The following is an 18,461-nucleotide window of genomic DNA, read 5'->3' as shown; positions in this document are numbered from 1 at the left end:
AAGAGCATGTATCAACCGCAGGAGATTCAGCTGCGCCATACGATTTCCAGCGACTCTTCGGTACGAAGCGGCAAAGGAGAGCCCGGCCAGCGCCGTATCAGCTGCTGTTGCATTAATCCGAGCGTATCCAGGCCGGGCATGGCCGCCGGCGTCAGCCAGCGGGCGAGGCGCGCCAGCTGGGTCAGCCCGAGGCTCGACTCCAGGGACGAGCTGATGACGGCGCTCAGTCCTGCCTGATGCGCCTGGGTTATACGTTCGCGCACGGAGGAGAGGCTGCCTGTCAGCGATGGCTTGATAATGACCGCGCGAAGCTGGGGCGTGACGGCGAGGTGAAAGCCCGCTTCCCGGCTGCTCTCATCCCAGGCCAGCGCCAGGCCTGTTTCCGCCGCAAACTGGGATGAGATCGCCGGCGTACGGCAGGGCTCTTCAATAAAAGCGATGCGGGCGCGCTGTGCAGGGGCGATAAAACCGGCAAAGCGGCGCGCCTTTTCCTGGCTCCAGCTGCGGTTTGCGTCCAGTCTCAGCGTCAGCTGCGGCAGCGCTTCCAGCAGCAGATTCACCATCATCGCGTCGCGCACCGGTTCATAAAGCCCCACCTTCATCTTGGCCACGGGCGCAGGCTGTGCGCCAAGGCGGAGGAGGAGTTCATCGGGATCGCCGCTGCAAAGGGTGGCGCTGTGCCAGTCCGCCCCGCCCGGCAGTTCACCGGCAAGCTCAGCCCGCGCGCAGCTGAGGCCGAAAGCAACCGAAGGCAGCGCGCTCTCCGTATCATGCCCGCAGTTAACCCAGCGCCGCAGCCGCTCCGCTGCCTCCTGCTGTGCCGCATCAGGCGTTTCATGGCTGAAGCCCGGCAGCGGCGCAATCTCGCCCCACCCTTCTCGGCCCGCCTCACCGATCTTGACCAGCAGCCCTTCCCGGTATTTTATCCGGCTGTCCCGCAGTACCACGCCCGCCTCAAGCGGGATTCTGTAGCGGAAAAGTAAGGCGCGGCGCTTCATGGATTGCGCGTAAATTTGCGGAAGTCGGGCGGCCGTTTCTGGTTAAAGGCGTTCCGCCCTTCCTGCCCCTCTTCGGTCATATAAAAAAGCATGGTGGCGTTGCCCGCCAGCTCCTGTAGCCCGGCCTGACCGTCACAGTCAGCGTTCAGCGCCGCCTTCAGGCAGCGCAGCGCCATCGGGCTGTTTTCCAGTATCTCGCGGCACCAGCGTACCGTCTCCCTCTCCAGCTCCGCCAGCGGCACAACGGTATTCACCAGCCCCATATCGAGCGCCTGCTGAGCGCTGTACATCCGGCAGAGAAACCAGATCTCCCGCGCTTTTTTCTGCCCGACAATACGGGCCATATAGGCGGCGCCCCAGCCACCGTCAAAGGAGCCCACTTTTGGCCCCGTCTGGCCGAACTGCGCATTATCTGCGGCAATAGTCAGGTCGCACATCATATGTAAAACGTGGCCGCCGCCGACGGCATAGCCCGCCACCATGGCCACTACCGGCTTCGGGCAGGTCCGTATCTGCCGCTGAAAGTCGAGCACGTTAAGGTGATGCACGCCCGTCTCATCCCGGTAACCGCCATAGTCACCGCGAATTTTCTGATCGCCGCCAGCGCAGAACGCCTTATCACCTTCGCCGGTTAACACAATGACGCCGATTTTTTCATCGTGACGCGCATCGGCAAGCGCCAGCATCATCTCTTTGATGGTATGGGGGCGAAAAGCGTTGCGTACCTCCGGGCGGTTCAGGGTGATTTTCGCGATCCCTTCCGGCGATTTATGAAACCGGATATCGCTGAAACCCATGCCGCTCTCCCGCCATTCGACCGGAGCAGAAAGCTTTTCTTCATCGGGGTAAATCATGGGGAGTCCTTACACTGAGTTAAAATTTGCCTGAGCTGGGCAGCAAACGCCTGCGGATTAGCCCGGTGGGCATTGTGACCTGCGGAGGGAATGCTGTGGCAGGGCAGCGCTGCCCGCTGCGCCAGATGCAGGAATTTAGCGTCCCGTTCGCCGCAAATGGCGTGAACGGGCAGGCGGAGCTGCCTGAGTTCAGCAGTAAGATCTGGCTGACGGGCAAGCGACGTCGCCAGCAGCATTGCCGCCAGCGCGTCAGGGTGATTTTGCCGCCGGAGCGCGATCGTTTCCTGCCGTTCATTCTCGTTAAGATCGTTAAATACCGGCTGGCGATACCACAGATCCAGCGTCTTTAGCAGCGGCTGCTGACGGAAAAGGCGCGCCCAGCGGGCATCACTTTCGCCTCTTTCCCGCCGTTCGTTTTCACAGCTGAGTCCGGGATGCGCGCCCTCGACAATCACTCCGCTCAGCCCCTCACTGTCAGGCTGGCAGGCATGACTGAGCGCTATCCGTCCGCCCAGCGAATAGCCAATCAGCCAGTAACGCTGGATCTGATAGCCGTGCAGCGTGCGGGCGATCGTTCCGGAAAGCGCCTCAAACCCCTCAACGCGGCTGGCGCTGGAACCGCCATGTCCCGGAAGATCCAGGCTCAGCTGAGGCCACTCGCTAAAATGGGGCTGGATCGCCCGCCACTCATCACCGTTGCCCAGAAAGCCGTGCAGCCAGACCAGCACCGGCCTGCTGCTGTCCTGGCCACGCTGCCAGCGCGCGTGAAGCCTCACTGTTTACCTGCCTGAGCCAGAAAGCGGGCTCCGTCGTCGTCCGCAACGCGCAGTTCAATCAGCGTCGCTGGTCCCTGCCAGCCCCGCTCAACGGCCACGCAAAGATCGTCCCAGCTTTCCGGACAGGCGTAGCGAAGCCCGAACATACTGGCCGCGCTGGCGAAATGGATATGCTGCGGCATGGCAAAGAAGCGCTCCCGCGCCTCTTCGGGCGTGGGCAGCAGGGAGAAAATCTGGCCGCCGTTATTGTTGATAACGATCGCTATTACCGGTGCGCTGACCTGCCTCAGCAGCGCCAGGCTGTTGAGATCGTACAGTGCCGAAATATCGCCCAGAATCAGCAGCAGCGGCTGTCCACTTCCGCGCTGAACGCCCGCCGCCGTGGCGATAAGCCCGTCAATGCCGCTGGCGCCGCGGCTGGCATAGACCGGATACCCTGCCGGCAGCTGGCAGAGCGCATCCACCAGCCGCACCGTCAGGCTGTTGCCCAGGAAAAGCGCGCCGCCTGCGGGGAGAAACGCCGACAGCCGCTGCGCCAGCAGCGCCTCGCCGAAAGGGGGCGGGTTCATCATCGACTCTTCACGCGTTTCAGCCGCAAAGCGGATAATTTGCGATCGCCACGGCACGCATTCACCGGCAGGATGCGCCGCCAGCCAGCGGGAAATATCGGCCTGAATGCGACAGCTCCGGTGATGGGCAGGATCCCGCCGGCCCGGCATCGCCTCAATCAGCCACCAGGTTTCAGGATGGTGGTTCGTCAGCCAGTGGTTAAGCTGTTTACCGGTCAAATGGCTGCCAAACTGCACCACCATCTCCGCCTGCGACAGCGCCTGCCGTGCCTGCGGCTTTCTCAGCCAGATTTCCGCACAGGGGAGCGGCTGCCCGGTGTGTGACTGCACGTCTGCCAGCAGCGGCCAGCCGAGTGCGTCAGCCCACGCCGCGATCGCCCTTCCCTCTTCGGGCGTCACCTTGCCCACCACGATCACCCCGTGTTTCAGCCGCAGTCCCGTCCACGCCTCACGAACGCTTACTGCCGCACCTGCCTCGTACTGAAGCCAGGGCTGCGTCTCCTGCCACCAGCTTCCCAGTTCCTCCTGCCAGCTTTGGTAAGCGTCGGGATCGCCTCCGTAGAGCGGTTCAGCGAAGGGGCAGTTGAGATGAACCGCGCCGAAAGGATGCTGGCCCAGCAGCGCGTCAACGGCGGTAACCAGCCAGCGGGCGGAAATCGCCGGTGAGGGTCGGGGAAGGTTAAGGGCGGCCGCATGTCCGGCAAAGATGCCCGGCTGCTCAATGGCCTGGCTGGCGCCGCAGTCGATCAGTTCCGGGGGGCGATCCGCACTGAGCATAATCAGCCGCTCGCCGGTCAGCTTCGCTTCAATCACCGCAGGATAGAGATTTGCCACTGCCGTGCCGGAGGTGACGATCACCGCGACCGGCTGGCGGGTCGCTTTAGCCAGCCCGAGCGCCAGATGGCCGAGTCCGCGTTCATCAAAATGGGTGTGGCAAACCAGCCGGGGATGCGCCGCGGCCGCCAGCGTTAAGGGCGCTGAGCGCGAGCCGGGCGCAATGCAGAGATGACGGACGCCGTGTCGGGTCAAAGCTTCAAGGATGACGCCGGCCCAGCGGCGGTTAAAGGTGCTGCGTGACATAACCCATTCCAGATCGAAAGCGCGGCCTTCAAGTATATGAGCGCCGCCGCCAGGGCATTTTGATTTGAGGCAGGGTTACTGTGCGAAATGCATTCCCAGCAGCGAGCCCAGGCCAGCCGCTTTTTGATCTAATTCACGCCACTCTTCGCTCGCCTGTGAACCAGCCACAATGCCCGCTCCGGCGTAAAGACGGACGCGATCGCCGGTCACCTGCGCCGAGCGTAAAGCCACCGCAAATTCGCTCTCAGCTAAAGAGAGATACCCCACCGAACCGGCATACCAGCCGCGCTGAAAAGGCTCATGCTCCTGGAGAAATCGCCTGGCGGGCTGGCGGGGCAGCCCGGCCACTGCCGCGGTTGGCTGGAGCTGCGCGAGGCAGGCAGCATCATCCAGAACCCGCAGCGCGCAGTGAATTTTCCGCCTCAGGTGCTGCACGTTGCGTAACCGCACAACTTCAACAGGCGCTACATGGATCTGCCCGGCGATGGGCTGTAGCCGCTGACGGATGTCCGCCACCACCATAAGATTTTCCCGCTGATTTTTTTCATCCGCTAACAGCTTTTGCGCCAGATGATATGCCAGACCATCGTCAGCTGAACCGGCACAGGTTCCGGCCAGCGCCTCGCTTTGCATCTGCTGATGCTGACGAAGGTAAAGCCGTTCGGGACTCGAACCGACAAAGGCGTCCTGGGGCCCTGAGGCCAGCATAAAATGGTAGCAGTGAGGGTTAATCGCGCGGCTCGCCGCCAGCAACGCCGCAGGCGAAACCGCAGAAGAGAAATGCAGATCGGTCGCGCGCGCCAGCACCACTTTGTCGAGAGCGCCACCGGTTATCGCCGCCAGCGCCCTTGTCACCAGATGCGTCCAGTCCGCCTGCCCCGGCGTATGAATCATATGGTCCGTCGGCGGCGGCAGCATCTCCTGTGGCCGGGCAGGAACCAGTCCATCGATAAACTCAATCGCCCGCCGGGCATCTTTCGCAAGATCCCCCTGAATAAAGACCGTCACGTGTCCGCCCTGCCAGAGTAGACGCGGCATAAAGAAGAGGCTTTCCGCTCCGAAGGCGTTAGCGCCAACCAGTTTCCAGCCGGGCGGCAGCGTCTGGAGCCGCTGCGCGGCCTGCGCCGGTGAATCCGCCTTATTCAGCGCGCCACAGGCCGCCAGGCTTTCGTTCCCTTCACGGGACTGCCAGAAAAATTTCGGCCAGTGCGGCTGCGACGCCAGCCAGGCCAGACTGTCCCTCTCAGCCGAAGCGTCGGCGGTAAAGTGGGCATATCCTGACCGGCATCCGGTCACCTGAGAGAGCTGCTGGCGCAGCGTTTGAAGCGCAGTGAAAAGCGGCAAAACAGCGTGTCCATTCAGCGGAAAGGAGGGCTATTTTAGCGTGCCTTCAGGAGGCAGATATTGATCCAGACCCGCCGGGTCTTGCAGGCCCGTTCAGGTGAAAGAACAAAAAAAGGGCGCCCCTGAGGACGCCCCTTGTATCTGGTCCGATCGTGCCGTTAGCGACGCGCCAGCAGCAGCCCTACTACCAGGCCAAGCGCGGCGCCAACGCCGACGCCCTGCCAGGGCTTATCGTGTACGTACTCATCGGCGCGGTTAGCAACCTGCTTCGCGCGATAGTAGTAAGTATCAGAAGCGTTGCTGACGCGGGACTTTACCTCATTCAGCGACTGTTCCGCCTGAGCTTTCAGCTCCATATATTTCTTGTCGGCCGGATCGCCGGAAGATTTCAGAACATCTTCCAGAGTTTTAGTCAGCAGCGCCAGATCGTCATCCAGGCGTGATTCTTGTGGGTCAGTTGTCATCGTAGCCATAACATCTCCTTGTGGAATAAACTTCTTCACTAACTGTAGACCTTTTCCAGCGTCCTGCCGTTAAATCACACCAGGAATTGGCTGATAAAGTAAAAACTTAGCGATGATAAGGCAGGCAGAGCTGTAGCCCACCGCCTTTTTCTGTTCAGGCATCTCGCTCTTACCCAGGTAAATAAACCCGCTAATGGCGGTCGCCGCCAGAAGGGAGAAGGCCTGTCCACACCGATACCGATGACGCCCCATTTACCCTGCCTATACGGAAATTCTGCTAAAGCAGCCAGTAGTGAAACAATCTCATTTAGAAGAGGCCGAAAAGCGGCCCATGTGGAGGAATTCACTGCTTTTCCTGGATATTTCTGATAAGTTTCCGGAGACTGAATTTAACAAAGCAGCAACTGTCGTAATCACTGTGAGCTATCTCACAATTCGGGTAAAGCGGGGCCGCGCGCCGCAGGATCAAGCGTCGCAGCCTGGTGCACATATGCACAACAGACTCTACAAACTCCGTTCAGCAAAGGAAATGGCTTCTGGCATGAATCGAAGAATGTTTATGAAAGCGTCAATGGCGTTCGCTACCCTCAGCGGAATGTCCGGTTTATCCACCTTATTTGCTCAGGCTGCCTGGGCTGATACCGATATTGCCGACGGCACCGCGAAGCGATTTGATTTCGACGTGCTGAAGAAAATGGCGGCCGGCATGGCGAAACAGCCCTACGGCGGCGCACCGGCCCCGCTGCCTGAAACGCTGGCGACCATGACGCCGCAGGCCTACAACGAAATTCAGTATGACGCGAGCCACTCGCTGTGGAATGACATTCCTGACCGCGAGCTGGACGTTCAGTTCTTCCACGTCGGGATGGGGTTTAAGCGTCGTCTGCGCATGTTCTCCGTGGATGACGACGGCCAGGCGCGTGAAATTCATTTCCGCCCAGAGCTGTTCAATTACCACGATGCCAACGTCGATACCCGCCAGCTCGAAGGCAAGACCGACCTGGGCTTTGCCGGTTTCCGCGCTTTTAAAAAGCCGGAGCTTGCCCGCAGGGATATCGTTTCCTTCCTGGGGGCCAGCTACTTCCGCGCGGTCGATGATACCTACCAGTACGGTCTCTCGGCGCGTGGCGTGGCCGTCAATACTTTCGGCAGTGAACCGGAAGAGTTCCCGGACTTTACCGCCTTCTGGTTTGAAACGCCGGAAGCGGGCGACACCACCTTCACCGTTTACACCCTGCTTGATGGCCCAAGCTGTACCGGCGCGTTTAAGTTCATCATCCACTGCGAAGAGAAGCGCGTGGTGATGGAGGTGGAAAACCACCTTTATGCCCGTAAAGATATTAGTCAGCTCGGCATCGCACCGATGACCACTATGTTCAGCTGCGGCAATAACGAGCGCCGCATGTGTGACACTATCCACCCGCAGATTCACGACTCCGATCGCCTGGCGATGTGGGCCGGATCGGGCGAATGGATCTGTCGTCCGCTAAACAATCCCCAGCGTCTGACCTTTAACAGCTATGAGGATGAGAACCCGCGCGGTTTCGGCATGCTGCAGCTGAATCATAACTTCCAGGACTATCAGGATGTTATCGGCTGGTATGACAAACGCCCCAGCCTGTGGGTTGAGCCTGTGGGTAAATGGGGCAAAGGCACTATCGATCTGATGGAGATCCCCACCACCGGTGAAACGCTGGATAATATTGTCTGCTTCTGGCATCCCTCAGAGGCGATCAAGGCGGGCAGCGAGCACAGCTTCAGCTATAAGCTTTACTGGAGCGGCCTGCCCCCGGTGCGCAGCGACCTTGCCCGCGTCAGCGCGACCCGGACCGGTATGGGCGGCTTCCCGGAAGGCTGGGCGCCAGGCGAACACTACCCTAAAGTCTGGGCGCGTCGTTTTGCGGTGGACTTTGTTGGCGGGGATCTGAAGGCCGCGGCGGAAAAAGGCATCGAGCCGGTAATCACCACCTCGTCAGGTACGCTTAAGCAGGTTGAGATCCTCTATATCGAACCGATCAAAGGCTACCGCATTCTCTTTGACTGGTATCCGACCAGCGAGGCTGCTGACCCGGTTGAGCTGCGTCTGTTCCTGCGTACCAAAGAGGAGACGCTGAGTGAGACCTGGCTTTATCAGTATATGCCGCCGCCAGCGGATAAACGTCACTACGTCGACGACCGCCAGATGACGGCGGGTTGATTGCCAGCAAAAGGGCCGCTTAGCGGCCCTTTTTAACGCGATATTATCCTGCCAGGACCGGCGGCCAGGTAGTAATAATTTCCACCACGCCGTTAATACCGAACTGTACTCCCATACAAACCAGCAGGAACCCCATCAGCCGGGAGATAGCATCTATTCCCCCCTTCCCCAGCATCCGCATCACGCCACCCGCGCTGCGCAGGCAGATCCATAAAAGTAAACTCACTAACAGGAAGATTATGGGCGGCGCCACGGCGATCACCCAGGGCTGATAATCGATGCCATGACGTATCGTGGAGGCCGAACTGATGACCATAGCGATGGTGCCTGGCCCGGCGGTGCTCGGCATCGCCAGCGGCACAAAAGCAATACTGGTTTCCGGTTCACGCACCACCTGATCCGTTTTACTTTGCAACTCAGGCGTGGTGGCCCCTTTCGGCGGCGGAAACAGCATACGAAAGCCGATAAAGGCAACGATCAGTCCTCCCGTAATACGCAGACCGGGAATTGAAATACCGAAGGTATTCATTACTAACTGTCCGGCATACCAGGCCACCATCAGGATAATAAAGACGTAAACAGAAGCCATTGTCGCCTCCCGGTTACGCGCTTTTTTACTCAGATGGCCGCCCAGCGCCAGAAACAGCACCACGGTAGTCAGCGGATTCGCCAGCGGGAGAAGGACGGCCAGTCCCAGCCCTATCGCTTTTATCAACTCTTCCATCAAGCCATCCTCATTTTGCACATCACGGAAACAATTTCGCTGTAAGCCTTATTCATTCGCTTTTTCAGGCTGAAGATCCTGAGCCGCTTCGGCTTCGAAAATGAGTGAATTGCTCTTATTATTCAAGTTTTTTAACACCGAATGCAGTTCACGAAGCACCTGATCCAACCGCTGTAAATCTCCCAGCATACGTGTGTGCGCAGGCGATCCTGGCTGCACGCCTTTCAGGCTGCGGCTTAGTTCACGAAGTGTCTGCTGCATCTCTTTTGGCAGGGCTTTCATCGCAGGCGTGTCGGCAAGCTGATTAATATTGTGGAGTGAAAGCTGTAGTTCCTGAAGCGTGCGCCGGCTTTCTTTCAGCGTGCCGGTGGCCTCAGTCAGCAAAGGCGTCAGCGGCAATCCATTTATTTTATCCAGGGCTGACATCAGTTTTTGCTGAATTTCACTGAGCCCGCTGTTCATGGTGGGGATAATTTCATAGCCAGCCACCTGGACCGGCTCAGACAAGGCGAGCGCGTTTTCATAGAAGTTAAGATCGACATACAGCGAGCCAGAAATGAGGTTACCCGTTTTTAGCGTGGCGCGCAGACCTCGTTTAATGCCTTCCCGCAGCCGCTGCTGGATATCAAACTCCCCGCCAAATCCGTTAATAAAACGATCGGCTTCGATGCGTACCAGAACAGGTACGCGGAAATGCGTGTGGAGATCATCGGTGACTCCCGGTAAAAAGAAGGGCACCTGCGCTACCGTACCAAGCCGGATTCCCCTGAACTCAACCGGCGCGCCCGCCTGCAGGCCCCGTACAGAACTGCTAAAAAAGAGCAGGTAATCAAGGTGTCTGGAAAAGAGAGAGTCCTGAATAGTCCGTCGATCCTCAAACAGGCGGTAATGCGCTTTGTTCTCAGCTGCTTTACCCGGAGTCCGGCCGGAGGGAATGTCGAAGCTCACGCCGCCGCTAAACAGGGTGGTCAGCGAGCCTATCTGCACCCGCAGGCCCGCCGCAGACATCTCCACCGCAATCCCACTCTCCTTCCAGAAGCGCACATTGGCGGTGACCAGACGATCGTAGGGCCAGGCGATAAAGAGCTGATAGATCATCTCCTGCCTGTCGGTGTCTAACCGACTGGTTTCCACTGTCCCCACCCGGTATCCCCTGAACAGCACTGGATCGCCCGGATTCAGCTGCCCGGCCTTATCGCCGCCCAGCGTAATGCGCAGGCCTTTCGCATTCGCTGCTGCCAGCGGAGGCGACGTTAATAAAGTATATTGCTTTGGCAACGCGCCTTTGGTGCCTGGCTGCAGCTCAATATAGGCACCAGAAAGGACCGTCCCCAGGCCGCTAACGCCCGCCCGCCCCACCTGTGGCTTTACCACCCAGAATACCGTATCGCCATAGAGCAGTTTTTTCATCCCGCTGTGCAGGCGGGCTGTGATTTTTACCTGGCGCATATCGTCGGTCAGCGTGGCGCTCTCTACCTGACCGATTTCTACGCTCCTGCTCTTTATGGTCGTTTTGCCCGCCTGAATGCCCTCCGCGTTTTCGGCAATCAGGGTGACAACTGGTCCCAACCGGCTGTAATGGTAAAATAAAATCCCGCCTCCGATGAATAAAGTCGCAACCGGAATAATCCATACGGATGACCAGCGTTTAACTCCGCCGTCTGTTGCATTGCCCTGCGTCGTTTCCGTCAAGGCGTGACTCCTGAAAGCGTTGATTGAACAAGCCTTACCGCAGGCGGCCAGATTGCGTAAATTATCATTAAAAAAATAATAAGCGTGCTAATCCTGCGATGCGTCAGAACGTTATAAGTGTTGAAGGGACAGCATGAACACGCCTTTATTAACTATTGATTCTGTCACCGGACCGGACAGCTCATGCCTGATTTTTTAGTATAGTGGCTCTTTTAGAAAAAAAGTAACCTGCCCACGCCACTTTTCATTTAGCGCCAGCTATTAATCTGGTTTTATAAAGGCGTGGCATTCCCCTGAAGATCAAAGGAGAGAGTTAAAACGTCCATGCTATTATTAAATCAAAGCAAGTTTATCAACATAGCTAATTATGCTGCGAGAAAATAAAAAGAACCACATAAACTCTCACTAAAAGTTGAAGGAACCCGCCAAAATATTAAAAACCCCATTAATCACGGTGCCGCCATCATTAAAAAAAAATTAAATTGCTGCTAGCGCAAGCTACGTCTATATTTTTATAACAACTCCGTCACTTCATTCGAGGTGGGTATGTTTCTGAACTACTTTGCGCTGGGCGTTCTGGTACTCGTCTTACTGATTATTTTCTACGGCGTAATCATTATTCATGATATTCCTTACCTTATTGCAAAATCCCGTAACCATCCTCATGCAGATGCCATTCATGTGGCGGGCTGGGTCAGCCTGTTCACCCTGCATGTCATCTGGCCATTTTTATGGATTTGGGCGACGCTTTACCGCGAGGAGCAAGGCTGGGGCATGCGCGATCGGAATGACTCAATGCATGAGCTGGAACTGCGCATAGCCCGGCTGGAGAAGAAACAGCGCGATCTTAATACGCCACCTGTGGAGTAATATTATGGATCTGCTCATCATTCTCACCTACGTCGCCCTTGCATGGTCCATCTTCAAAATCTTTAAAATCCCGGTAAACAAATGGACGGTGCCGACAGCCGCATTAGGCGGCGTTGTTCTGGTCGGCATGCTGATTCTGCTGATGAATTACAACCATCCCTATACTTCCCTGGCGCAAAAAGCGGTGATCTCAATTCCAATCACGCCCCAGATTACCGGGGTGGTCAGTAAAGTTACGGATAAACAGAATGTTCGCATCCAGAAAGGAGAAATGCTCTTTGAGCTGGATAAAACCCGCTTTCAGACCCGTGTTGACCGGCTTGAGGCCGACCTGATGACGGCCGTCCACGGCTTTAAGGCTTTAGAAGGCCAGCTGGATGAAGCGATAGCCCAGACTTCGTATGTCACTGCTGAACGCGATCGCTTGTATAAAGATTATCAGCGCTATCTGACCGGTAGCAGGGCGAAGGTCAACCCTTTCTCGCAGCGAGATATAGACAACTCCCGGTATAACTTTCTCGCGCAGGATGCGCTGGTCAAAAGCTCTCTGGCTGAGCAGGCCCAAATTAAAAGTCAGTTAGAGAGCGTGGTCAATGGAGAACAGTCGAGCATTGTGAGCCTCAGAGCCCAACTGGCTGAGGCGCAGTATAATCTTGAACAGACGGTCGTACGCGCACCCAGTAATGGGTATGTGACTCAGGTGCTTATCCGCCCCGGCACTTACGCAGCGGCACTGCCGCTGAGGCCAGTGATGATTTTTATCCCGGAGCAAAAACGGCAAATTATCGCTCAGTTTCGCCAGAACTCACTGCTGCGCCTGGAAGCGGATGATGAGGCCGAGGCCGTTTTTAATGCCTTACCCGGGCAGGTCTTCAGAGGAAAACTGCTGAGAATTCTTCCTGTGGTGCCGGGAGGCAGCTATCAGGCGCAGGGCACCTTACAGTCGCTGTCGCTCGTCCCTGGCAGCGATGGCGTACTGGCGGTCATCGAGCTGGAGAGCAATGCGGATATTGACGCCCTGCCGGATGGCATTTTCGCCCAGGTCGCCGTCTATTCCGATCATTTCTCCCATGTTTCGGTTATGCGTAAAGTATTGTTGCGAATGACCAGCTGGATGCATTATCTCTATCTGGATCATTAATCTAAAACGCTCACTGGCGCACCGTCAGGCTTTACTGTTAATTTTCACTTCCGCTGAATTATTCCCGCAAGCATCAGCCTGGCGGCGGAACTGAATGTCGGTGTTTTATGGATTATTTATTTTTATTACAGCGATACCAGATTAACCTGTTCGGTTAGATGCCGGTGATGTTTTTGTTTATCACCAAAACAACACCCTGCTATTTATTACTAATAATATGATTAACCTGAAACATGTCACATACTCACCACTTAAATTTAGCTTTCCCGTTCACCCCCCTGATTTCCCACTATAAAAATTAGACAAGAATGCCGCAGCAAACTATAAATTCAGTGATGTAGACTCATTAATTTTCGCTGTTTCATACAAAGGAAATTTCGATGAAAAAGATCATTTTAGGTTTTCTCGCCTCTACCCTGACGTTCAGCGCATTTGCCGCTGAAATGATGCAGAAAAGTGAATTCGAAAAAGTTCAGGATCAGTATGAAAAGGTAGGGAATATTTCCACGTCCGGCGAAACCAGTGCGGCTGAAGCCAAAGCGGAGCTGGCAAAACTGGCAGAGGCTAAAGGCGGCGATATTTTTGTGCTGACCTCAGGTCAGACCGATAATAAAATGCATGGTACCGCCGACGTCTATAAGAAAAAGTAAGCGATACAGCTAAGGTGCCGGCGACTCTGCCGGCCCTGATTAAAATCCCCCAGATCAATACCCTGTCAGGCTGCAGGCACCGCTCGCTGTCATTATGATAACGCAGTGTCAAAAGCACAGCGTTTTATCCTTGTCAAAAACACCCTCCTCGCCTTAATCTTCATAGCTATCAGTAAGTTAGTTTTGGCATGTAAATTGCTTTTCTTATCCACATACCCGAACTCACTTCGCAGGAAAATCACTATGAGCAACGTATCTTCCAACCCTGTCGCTGAAGCCGCCTGTTCCGCGCTTCGCTGGGCGGCTTTCGGCGGCAGACATCGTGGTCTACCTTTTACCTATCGGCAGCTTACCGACGAGCGGTGGCATTTTGAAACGGAATATGACGGTAACAGAGCCTGGGTTGATCTTGAACTCCCCGTTACGCCTCTGTCACTGCTGATCGCCGGTGCCGTGCTGATTCAACAATTAAACTGCTCTATGGGGTGAAAAATGGATCATCTTGCCGAAGTCTCCGCTCGCGTCAGCGAAGAGATCGCAAACAACAGCATCCGGGATATGAATATCCTGCTGTGCGAGCTGAGTGAAGACACCCAGCTCTCACGGGAAGATCGCTATAGTCAGCAGCAGCGACTGAGGGTCGCCGTCTCCAGGCATAGCACGGAGAAGGCGCAGCTCGCAGAACAGCGCCGTCAGTGGCTGACCCAGGGCGGAATTATCACCTGAGTTTCCGGCCAGCAGCAGGAAGAGGCTCCTTTGCCGGCAGGGTTTACTTTTCCATATCGATGTGTGGAATATTATCTTCCAGGTAAACGTCACTGACCGTTTTAAAGCCAAAGCTGCCATAAAACTGCTCAAGGTGCGCCTGCGCGGAGAGCCTGACTTTATGTTGCGGCCAGTGCCCGGCACAGCAGGCGAGCGCCTGTTCCATCAGCCGGTTGCCCAGCCGCAATCCGCGGGCCTGGCTGGCAACAATCACCCGGCCAATTTTCACCGGCTTACTGGACTCTGCGGGTGCAAGCAGGCGGGCACAGGCCACCAACTGGTCGTTGTACATCCCCAGCAGATGGCGATTCTCTCCGGCCAGATCGGCCCCATCAATATCCTGATAGGGGCAGTTTTGCTCAACGATAAACACCGCGTTGCGCAGTGCCAGCAGTTGATAAAGCTGCGCGGCGCTCAGCTGACTGTGATGCCGGTCTTGCCAGTTTATTTCCATTATGTTCTTCCGGTGAAAACAATAACTTATCTTGTCAGAGTTATTATCCTTCGTCACCATTCCTGTATCATAGCCGTCACTGATTCAGTGATGAACGAGGATTTTCATGGTGCATCTGGTCAACAACACAGAATATTTTGATAAAACATTTAGCCATCTGGAGATGTCATCGTTTCGTTTAAAAGGGGCTGAATTTGAAGATTGCGAATTTAATCGCTGTAATTTTACCTCCGCTCAGCTCACCTGCTGCAAATTCATCAACTGTACTTTCAGGCACTGCAATCTGAGCGTGATGGAAATCTCCGGATCGCGTTTCCATCAGGTCAGCTTCGATGAGTGCAAACTGAGCGGCACGGACTGGACGCGAGCTTACTGGCCAGCATTCACTCCCGATCCCGAACTCTGCTTCAGTAAATGCATTCTGACTAATGCTACCTTTTTTGGTCTGACGCTACAGGGCACAACGCTGACTGAGTGCAGATTGCATGATGTTGACTTCAGGGAATGTAACCTGGCTAGTGCTGAAATAACCCAATGCGATCTGTCCGGCAGCCTGTTTAACCATACTAATCTTCAGGCAGCAGACTTAACCGATTCATGGAACTTTACCATCAACGTGCTGAACAATTCAGTGGCACGCGCAAAATTCTCCCGCCAGGAAGCGCTAAGCCTGCTGGAAGGTCTGGATATTGAACTGGTGGATTGATTAAGCGTTCGGGCATCTCTTCTGGCCTGAAAATTCTTGCCGCCCGAAAGAATAGTTTCTTCATCGGGGCGTTTTCAATGGCATCCGGCAAGTTAACATCCCGCTCCCTGAGTCTGACTTATCCCCTTCTTAAAGCAAAAAAAACGGGCTTCCAGAGGAAGCCCGTTTTATGGTCAGCGCGGCGCATTACATCAGTGGCTGCGCCATCTGCACCAGCGAGATCAGCGGCTGAGGATAGATACCCAGCAGCAGCACCAGGATAGCGGAGATCAGTACCACCACACCGCCTGCGGTGAAGGCCCAGTTAGCCTGGGTATCACGCTGTAACAGCTCGGGCGGGTTGAGGTAGAGACTGACGGTAACGCGCAGATAGTAGTAGAGGCCAATCGCACTCCCCACCACCACGGCACCGGTCAGCCACCACAGCTGCGCACCCACACCTACCGCAATCACATAGAACTTACCGATAAAGCCCAGCGTCATCGGGATACCGGCCAGCGAGAGCATCATCACCGTCATCACCGCAGAGAGGATCGGACGGTGCCAGAACAGCCCACGATAGGAGTAGAGCGAGTCTGCGTCCGGCCCACGGTATGGGCTGGACATCAGGCTCACGACGCCGAACGCGCCCAGGCTGCTGAACAGATAGCCGGCCAGATAAACGCCCACGGTCTCCAGCGACAGCTGATGGGTCTGGATGGCAATCAGCGCGACCAGCAGGTAGCCGAGATGAGCAATAGAGGAATAACCCAGCAGGCGCTTGATATTGCTCTGCGTGATCGCCATCAGGTTGCCGAACAGAATAGACGCCACTGCGATGATCGCCAGCACCAGCCTGACTGCTTCGCTGTCCGCAAGCGGTGCGTAGAGGAACAGTCGCATCACCACGCCGAAGATAGCGATCTTGCTGGCGGTGGCCAGGAAGGTCGATACCGGTGCAGGCGCGCCCTGATAAACGTCCGGCGTCCAGAGGTGGAAAGGCACCAGCGAAAGCTTGAAGCCAAGGCCGACTATCATCATACCCAGGCCTGCGAGCAGCAGCGGCTGACTCAGCAGGCTGTCATTCAGGCTTTTCCCTAACGCCAGGAAGCTCAGATTGCCAGAGTCGGCATAAATCAGCGCCATACCGAACAGCAGGAACGAGGAGGCCACCGCAGACATAATGGTGTACTTGATACTGGCTTCCAGCGAACGTTTCTGCTGGAAGGCATAGCCCACCAGCCCAAACAGCGGCAGGGAAATCAGCTCAATACCGATAAACAGCGAGGCAAGATGGTTGGCGCTCGCCAGCACGATCCCGCCCAGCGCCGCAATCAGCACCAGCAGATAGAACTCTTCGCGGTTATCGGGATAGGTTGCCAGCCACGGGTAGGCGAAGGTACAGGTTGCCAGGCTGGCCAGAATCACCAGCCCGGTGTAGAACATGGAGTACCCATCCACGCGCAGCAGCGGCGTGACGTCCATCGCGCCCGCCTGCCCTACAAACCAGAGGGAGAAGAGCGCGATGTTCAGTCCAATTACCGCCAGCGTGGCGTTGACGAAGTGATTGCGTCGCCACGCAATGGACAGCATCACAACTACCACCGTCAATCCGACGATCAGCAGCGGCAGAAGCGCGATCAATTGTTGAGGAGTTATTGTCATGGCGAATTACGGCCTTGTAGTTGAAATTGAAGCGGTATACCACTGCTGAATGTTGCTCATCGCAGCATGGGAAGTATCCAGAATCGGCTGCGGATAAATCCCCAGCAGAACCAGCAGCACAACCAGCACCATGATCATCAGGAACTCACGCGGCGACATGCCACGCAGCGGCGTTTCTGATTTCGGCGTGCCGTAATAAGCACGCTGCATCATGATCAGCGAGTAAACCGAGGCGAATACCAGACCGAAGGTAGCGATCACGATAATCACCGGCACGCTCTGGAAGCTGCCGGTCAGGATCATGAACTCACCAACGAAGTTACCCGTACCCGGCATCCCGAGGTTGGCGACGGCAAAGAAGAGCGACAGACCCGGCAGCCACTTGATGCGCGACCAGAGGCCACCCATCTGACGCATATCACGGGTATGCAGACGCTCATACAGCTGACCACAGAGAATAAACAGCGCCGCTGCTGAAAGCCCGTGGGCAATCATCTGTACTACCGCGCCCTGGAACGCCAGCTGGCTGCCGGTGTAGATAGCAATCAGCACAAAACCCATATGTGAAATAGAGGTGTAGGCGATCAGACGTTTGATGTCGTACTGCGAGAAGGCCATCCACGCGCCGTAGAAGATACCGATGATACCTAACCACATTGCGATGGGCGCAAACTCCGCCGACGCGTTGGGGAACAGCGGCAGCGCAAAGCGCAGCAGACCGTAAGCCGCCGTTTTCAGCAGGATCCCCGCGAGGTCAACAGAACCTGCGGTAGGCGCCTGACTGTGAGCGTCCGGCAGCCAGCCATGCAGAGGGACAACCGGCATTTTCACCGCAAAGGCGATAAAGAAGCCGAGCATCAGCAGGTATTCCACCGTGTGCGACATTGGCGTATTCAGCAGATCTTCATAGTTGAAGGTCCACACGCCGGTGGCGTTGTAATGCACAAACACCAGCGCCAGAATCGCAATCAGCATCACCAGGCCGCTCGCCTGGGTGTAGATAAAGAATTTGGTGGCGGCGGAAATACGCGTTTTGCCATCCGATGCCTTATGGCCCCACAGGGCGATCAGGAAGTACATCGGAACCAGCATCATCTCCCAGAAGAAGAAGAACAGGAACAGGTCAATGGCCAGGAACACGCCGATGACGCCGCCCAGGATCCAGAGCAGGTTCAGATGGAAAAAGCCCTGCCACTTCTCGATTTCATTCCACGAGCAGAGAATGGCCATCACGCCAAGCAGGCCGGTCAGCACAATCATCAGCAGCGAAAGACCGTCCAGCGCCAGGTGCACGTTGATGCCAAAGCGCGGGATCCACTCAAGCAGGAATTCCGATTGCCACTGCGGCAGGCCAGCGGCCTGAGTCAGTGAATAACCTCCCTGCAACCAGAGCTGCAGCGAGAGAGCCAGCGTCAGCCCCATTGCAATCAACGCGATCCAGCGCGGCAATTTGGCACCGAAGCGCTCTAACTGCCAACAGAGCAGGCCACCGATGAACGGGATGAGGATAAGCCAAGGTAATAACATGGCGGA

General features: G+C 56.2%; 18 protein-coding genes. 7 read left to right on the top strand and 11 right to left on the bottom strand.

Annotated elements, in window-relative coordinates:
* Window positions 1-26 precede the first annotated feature (26 nt).
* The 6 genes from menC to elaB form a co-directional block, all read right to left on the bottom strand.
* Window positions 27-998: an o-succinylbenzoate synthase gene (gene menC / locus AAH446_RS09585; RefSeq protein WP_342906488.1), complete on the bottom strand. Its 972-nt coding sequence runs from the start codon at window positions 996-998 to the stop codon at window positions 27-29.
* The gene (gene menB, locus AAH446_RS09580; RefSeq protein WP_342906487.1) at window positions 995-1,852 is read right to left on the bottom strand and encodes a 1,4-dihydroxy-2-naphthoyl-CoA synthase; all 858 of its coding nucleotides are present in this window, start codon (window positions 1,850-1,852) and stop codon (window positions 995-997) included. The genes menC and menB overlap by 4 nt, the downstream gene beginning before the upstream one ends.
* Complete coding sequence (gene menH, locus AAH446_RS09575) at window positions 1,849-2,628, bottom strand: 2-succinyl-6-hydroxy-2,4-cyclohexadiene-1-carboxylate synthase (protein WP_342906486.1); 780 nt, start codon at window positions 2,626-2,628, stop codon at window positions 1,849-1,851. Before menH ends, menB begins: the two co-directional genes overlap by 4 nt.
* Complete coding sequence (gene menD / locus AAH446_RS09570) at window positions 2,625-4,277, bottom strand: 2-succinyl-5-enolpyruvyl-6-hydroxy-3-cyclohexene-1-carboxylic-acid synthase (RefSeq protein WP_342906485.1); 1,653 nt, start codon at window positions 4,275-4,277, stop codon at window positions 2,625-2,627. The genes menH and menD overlap by 4 nt, the downstream gene beginning before the upstream one ends.
* A 75-nt stretch (window positions 4,278-4,352) precedes the next feature.
* Window positions 4,353-5,621, bottom strand: a complete 1,269-nt coding sequence (locus AAH446_RS09565) for an isochorismate synthase (protein WP_342906484.1) — start codon at window positions 5,619-5,621, stop codon at window positions 4,353-4,355.
* 158 nt (window positions 5,622-5,779) lie between these two features.
* The gene (gene elaB / locus AAH446_RS09560) at window positions 5,780-6,094 is read right to left on the bottom strand and encodes a stress response protein ElaB (RefSeq protein ID WP_463322797.1); all 315 of its coding nucleotides are present in this window, start codon (window positions 6,092-6,094) and stop codon (window positions 5,780-5,782) included.
* Window positions 6,095-6,626: 532 nt separating this feature from the next.
* On the opposite strand from elaB, the gene AAH446_RS09555 reads away from it, so the two are divergent.
* Window positions 6,627-8,282: a glucan biosynthesis protein D gene (locus AAH446_RS09555; RefSeq protein ID WP_342906483.1), complete on the top strand. Its 1,656-nt coding sequence runs from the start codon at window positions 6,627-6,629 to the stop codon at window positions 8,280-8,282.
* A 43-nt stretch (window positions 8,283-8,325) separates the two neighbouring features.
* Here AAH446_RS09555 and AAH446_RS09550 read toward each other — a convergent pair whose 3' ends face one another.
* Together AAH446_RS09550 and pqiB are read right to left on the bottom strand one after the other, a co-directional pair.
* Window positions 8,326-9,006: a MarC family NAAT transporter gene (locus tag AAH446_RS09550; RefSeq protein WP_342906482.1), complete on the bottom strand. Its 681-nt coding sequence runs from the start codon at window positions 9,004-9,006 to the stop codon at window positions 8,326-8,328.
* Window positions 9,007-9,054: 48 nt separating this feature from the next.
* Entirely contained in the window at window positions 9,055-10,698 is a 1,644-nt protein-coding gene (gene pqiB, locus AAH446_RS09545) for an intermembrane transport protein PqiB (RefSeq protein WP_342906481.1), read from the bottom strand.
* Between the two features lie 546 nt (window positions 10,699-11,244).
* On the opposite strand from pqiB, the gene AAH446_RS09540 reads away from it, so the two are divergent.
* The 5 genes from AAH446_RS09540 (at window position 11,245) to AAH446_RS09520 (ending at window position 14,085) form a co-directional block, all read left to right on the top strand.
* Window positions 11,245-11,568 carry a DUF3302 domain-containing protein gene (locus AAH446_RS09540; protein WP_342906480.1) on the top strand — a complete coding sequence of 108 codons (324 nt, stop codon included), beginning with the start codon at window positions 11,245-11,247 and terminating at the stop codon, window positions 11,566-11,568.
* 4 nt (window positions 11,569-11,572) lie between these two features.
* Complete coding sequence (locus AAH446_RS09535; RefSeq protein WP_342906479.1) at window positions 11,573-12,709, top strand: HlyD family secretion protein; 1,137 nt, start codon at window positions 11,573-11,575, stop codon at window positions 12,707-12,709.
* A 380-nt stretch (window positions 12,710-13,089) separates the two neighbouring features.
* The gene (gene yahO, locus AAH446_RS09530; RefSeq protein ID WP_342906478.1) at window positions 13,090-13,359 is read left to right on the top strand and encodes a DUF1471 family periplasmic protein YahO; all 270 of its coding nucleotides are present in this window, start codon (window positions 13,090-13,092) and stop codon (window positions 13,357-13,359) included.
* A gap of 243 nt (window positions 13,360-13,602) precedes the next feature.
* Window positions 13,603-13,848: a hypothetical protein gene (locus AAH446_RS09525; protein WP_342906477.1), complete on the top strand. Its 246-nt coding sequence runs from the start codon at window positions 13,603-13,605 to the stop codon at window positions 13,846-13,848.
* 3 nt (window positions 13,849-13,851) lie between these two features.
* Window positions 13,852-14,085: a DUF2526 family protein gene (locus AAH446_RS09520; protein WP_342906476.1), complete on the top strand. Its 234-nt coding sequence runs from the start codon at window positions 13,852-13,854 to the stop codon at window positions 14,083-14,085.
* Between the two features lie 43 nt (window positions 14,086-14,128).
* Here AAH446_RS09520 and AAH446_RS09515 read toward each other — a convergent pair whose 3' ends face one another.
* Window positions 14,129-14,578 (bottom strand): GNAT family N-acetyltransferase, encoded by a 450-nt coding sequence (locus tag AAH446_RS09515; protein ID WP_342906475.1) that lies wholly within the window; start codon window positions 14,576-14,578, stop codon window positions 14,129-14,131.
* 106 nt (window positions 14,579-14,684) lie between these two features.
* On the opposite strand from AAH446_RS09515, the gene AAH446_RS09510 reads away from it, so the two are divergent.
* Window positions 14,685-15,284 carry a pentapeptide repeat-containing protein gene (locus AAH446_RS09510; RefSeq protein ID WP_342906474.1) on the top strand — a complete coding sequence of 200 codons (600 nt, stop codon included), beginning with the start codon at window positions 14,685-14,687 and terminating at the stop codon, window positions 15,282-15,284.
* Between the two features lie 186 nt (window positions 15,285-15,470).
* Here the strand turns inward: AAH446_RS09510 and nuoN are convergent, their stop codons facing one another.
* Together nuoN and nuoM are read right to left on the bottom strand one after the other, a co-directional pair.
* A complete protein-coding gene (nuoN, locus tag AAH446_RS09505) occupies window positions 15,471-16,928 on the bottom strand; it encodes an NADH-quinone oxidoreductase subunit NuoN (protein WP_342906473.1) in 1,458 nt (485 codons plus the stop codon).
* Window positions 16,929-16,934: 6 nt separating this feature from the next.
* Window positions 16,935-18,455, bottom strand: a complete 1,521-nt coding sequence (gene nuoM, locus AAH446_RS09500) for an NADH-quinone oxidoreductase subunit M (RefSeq protein WP_342906472.1) — start codon at window positions 18,453-18,455, stop codon at window positions 16,935-16,937.
* Window positions 18,456-18,461: the final 6 nt, after the last annotated feature.

This window comes from Erwinia psychrophila (assembly GCF_039023475.1).
Classification (GTDB): Bacteria; Pseudomonadota; Gammaproteobacteria; order Enterobacterales; family Enterobacteriaceae; genus Erwinia.
Note: the sequence above shows the minus strand (reverse complement) of the source record. Positions and strands in the feature narration are given on the sequence as shown.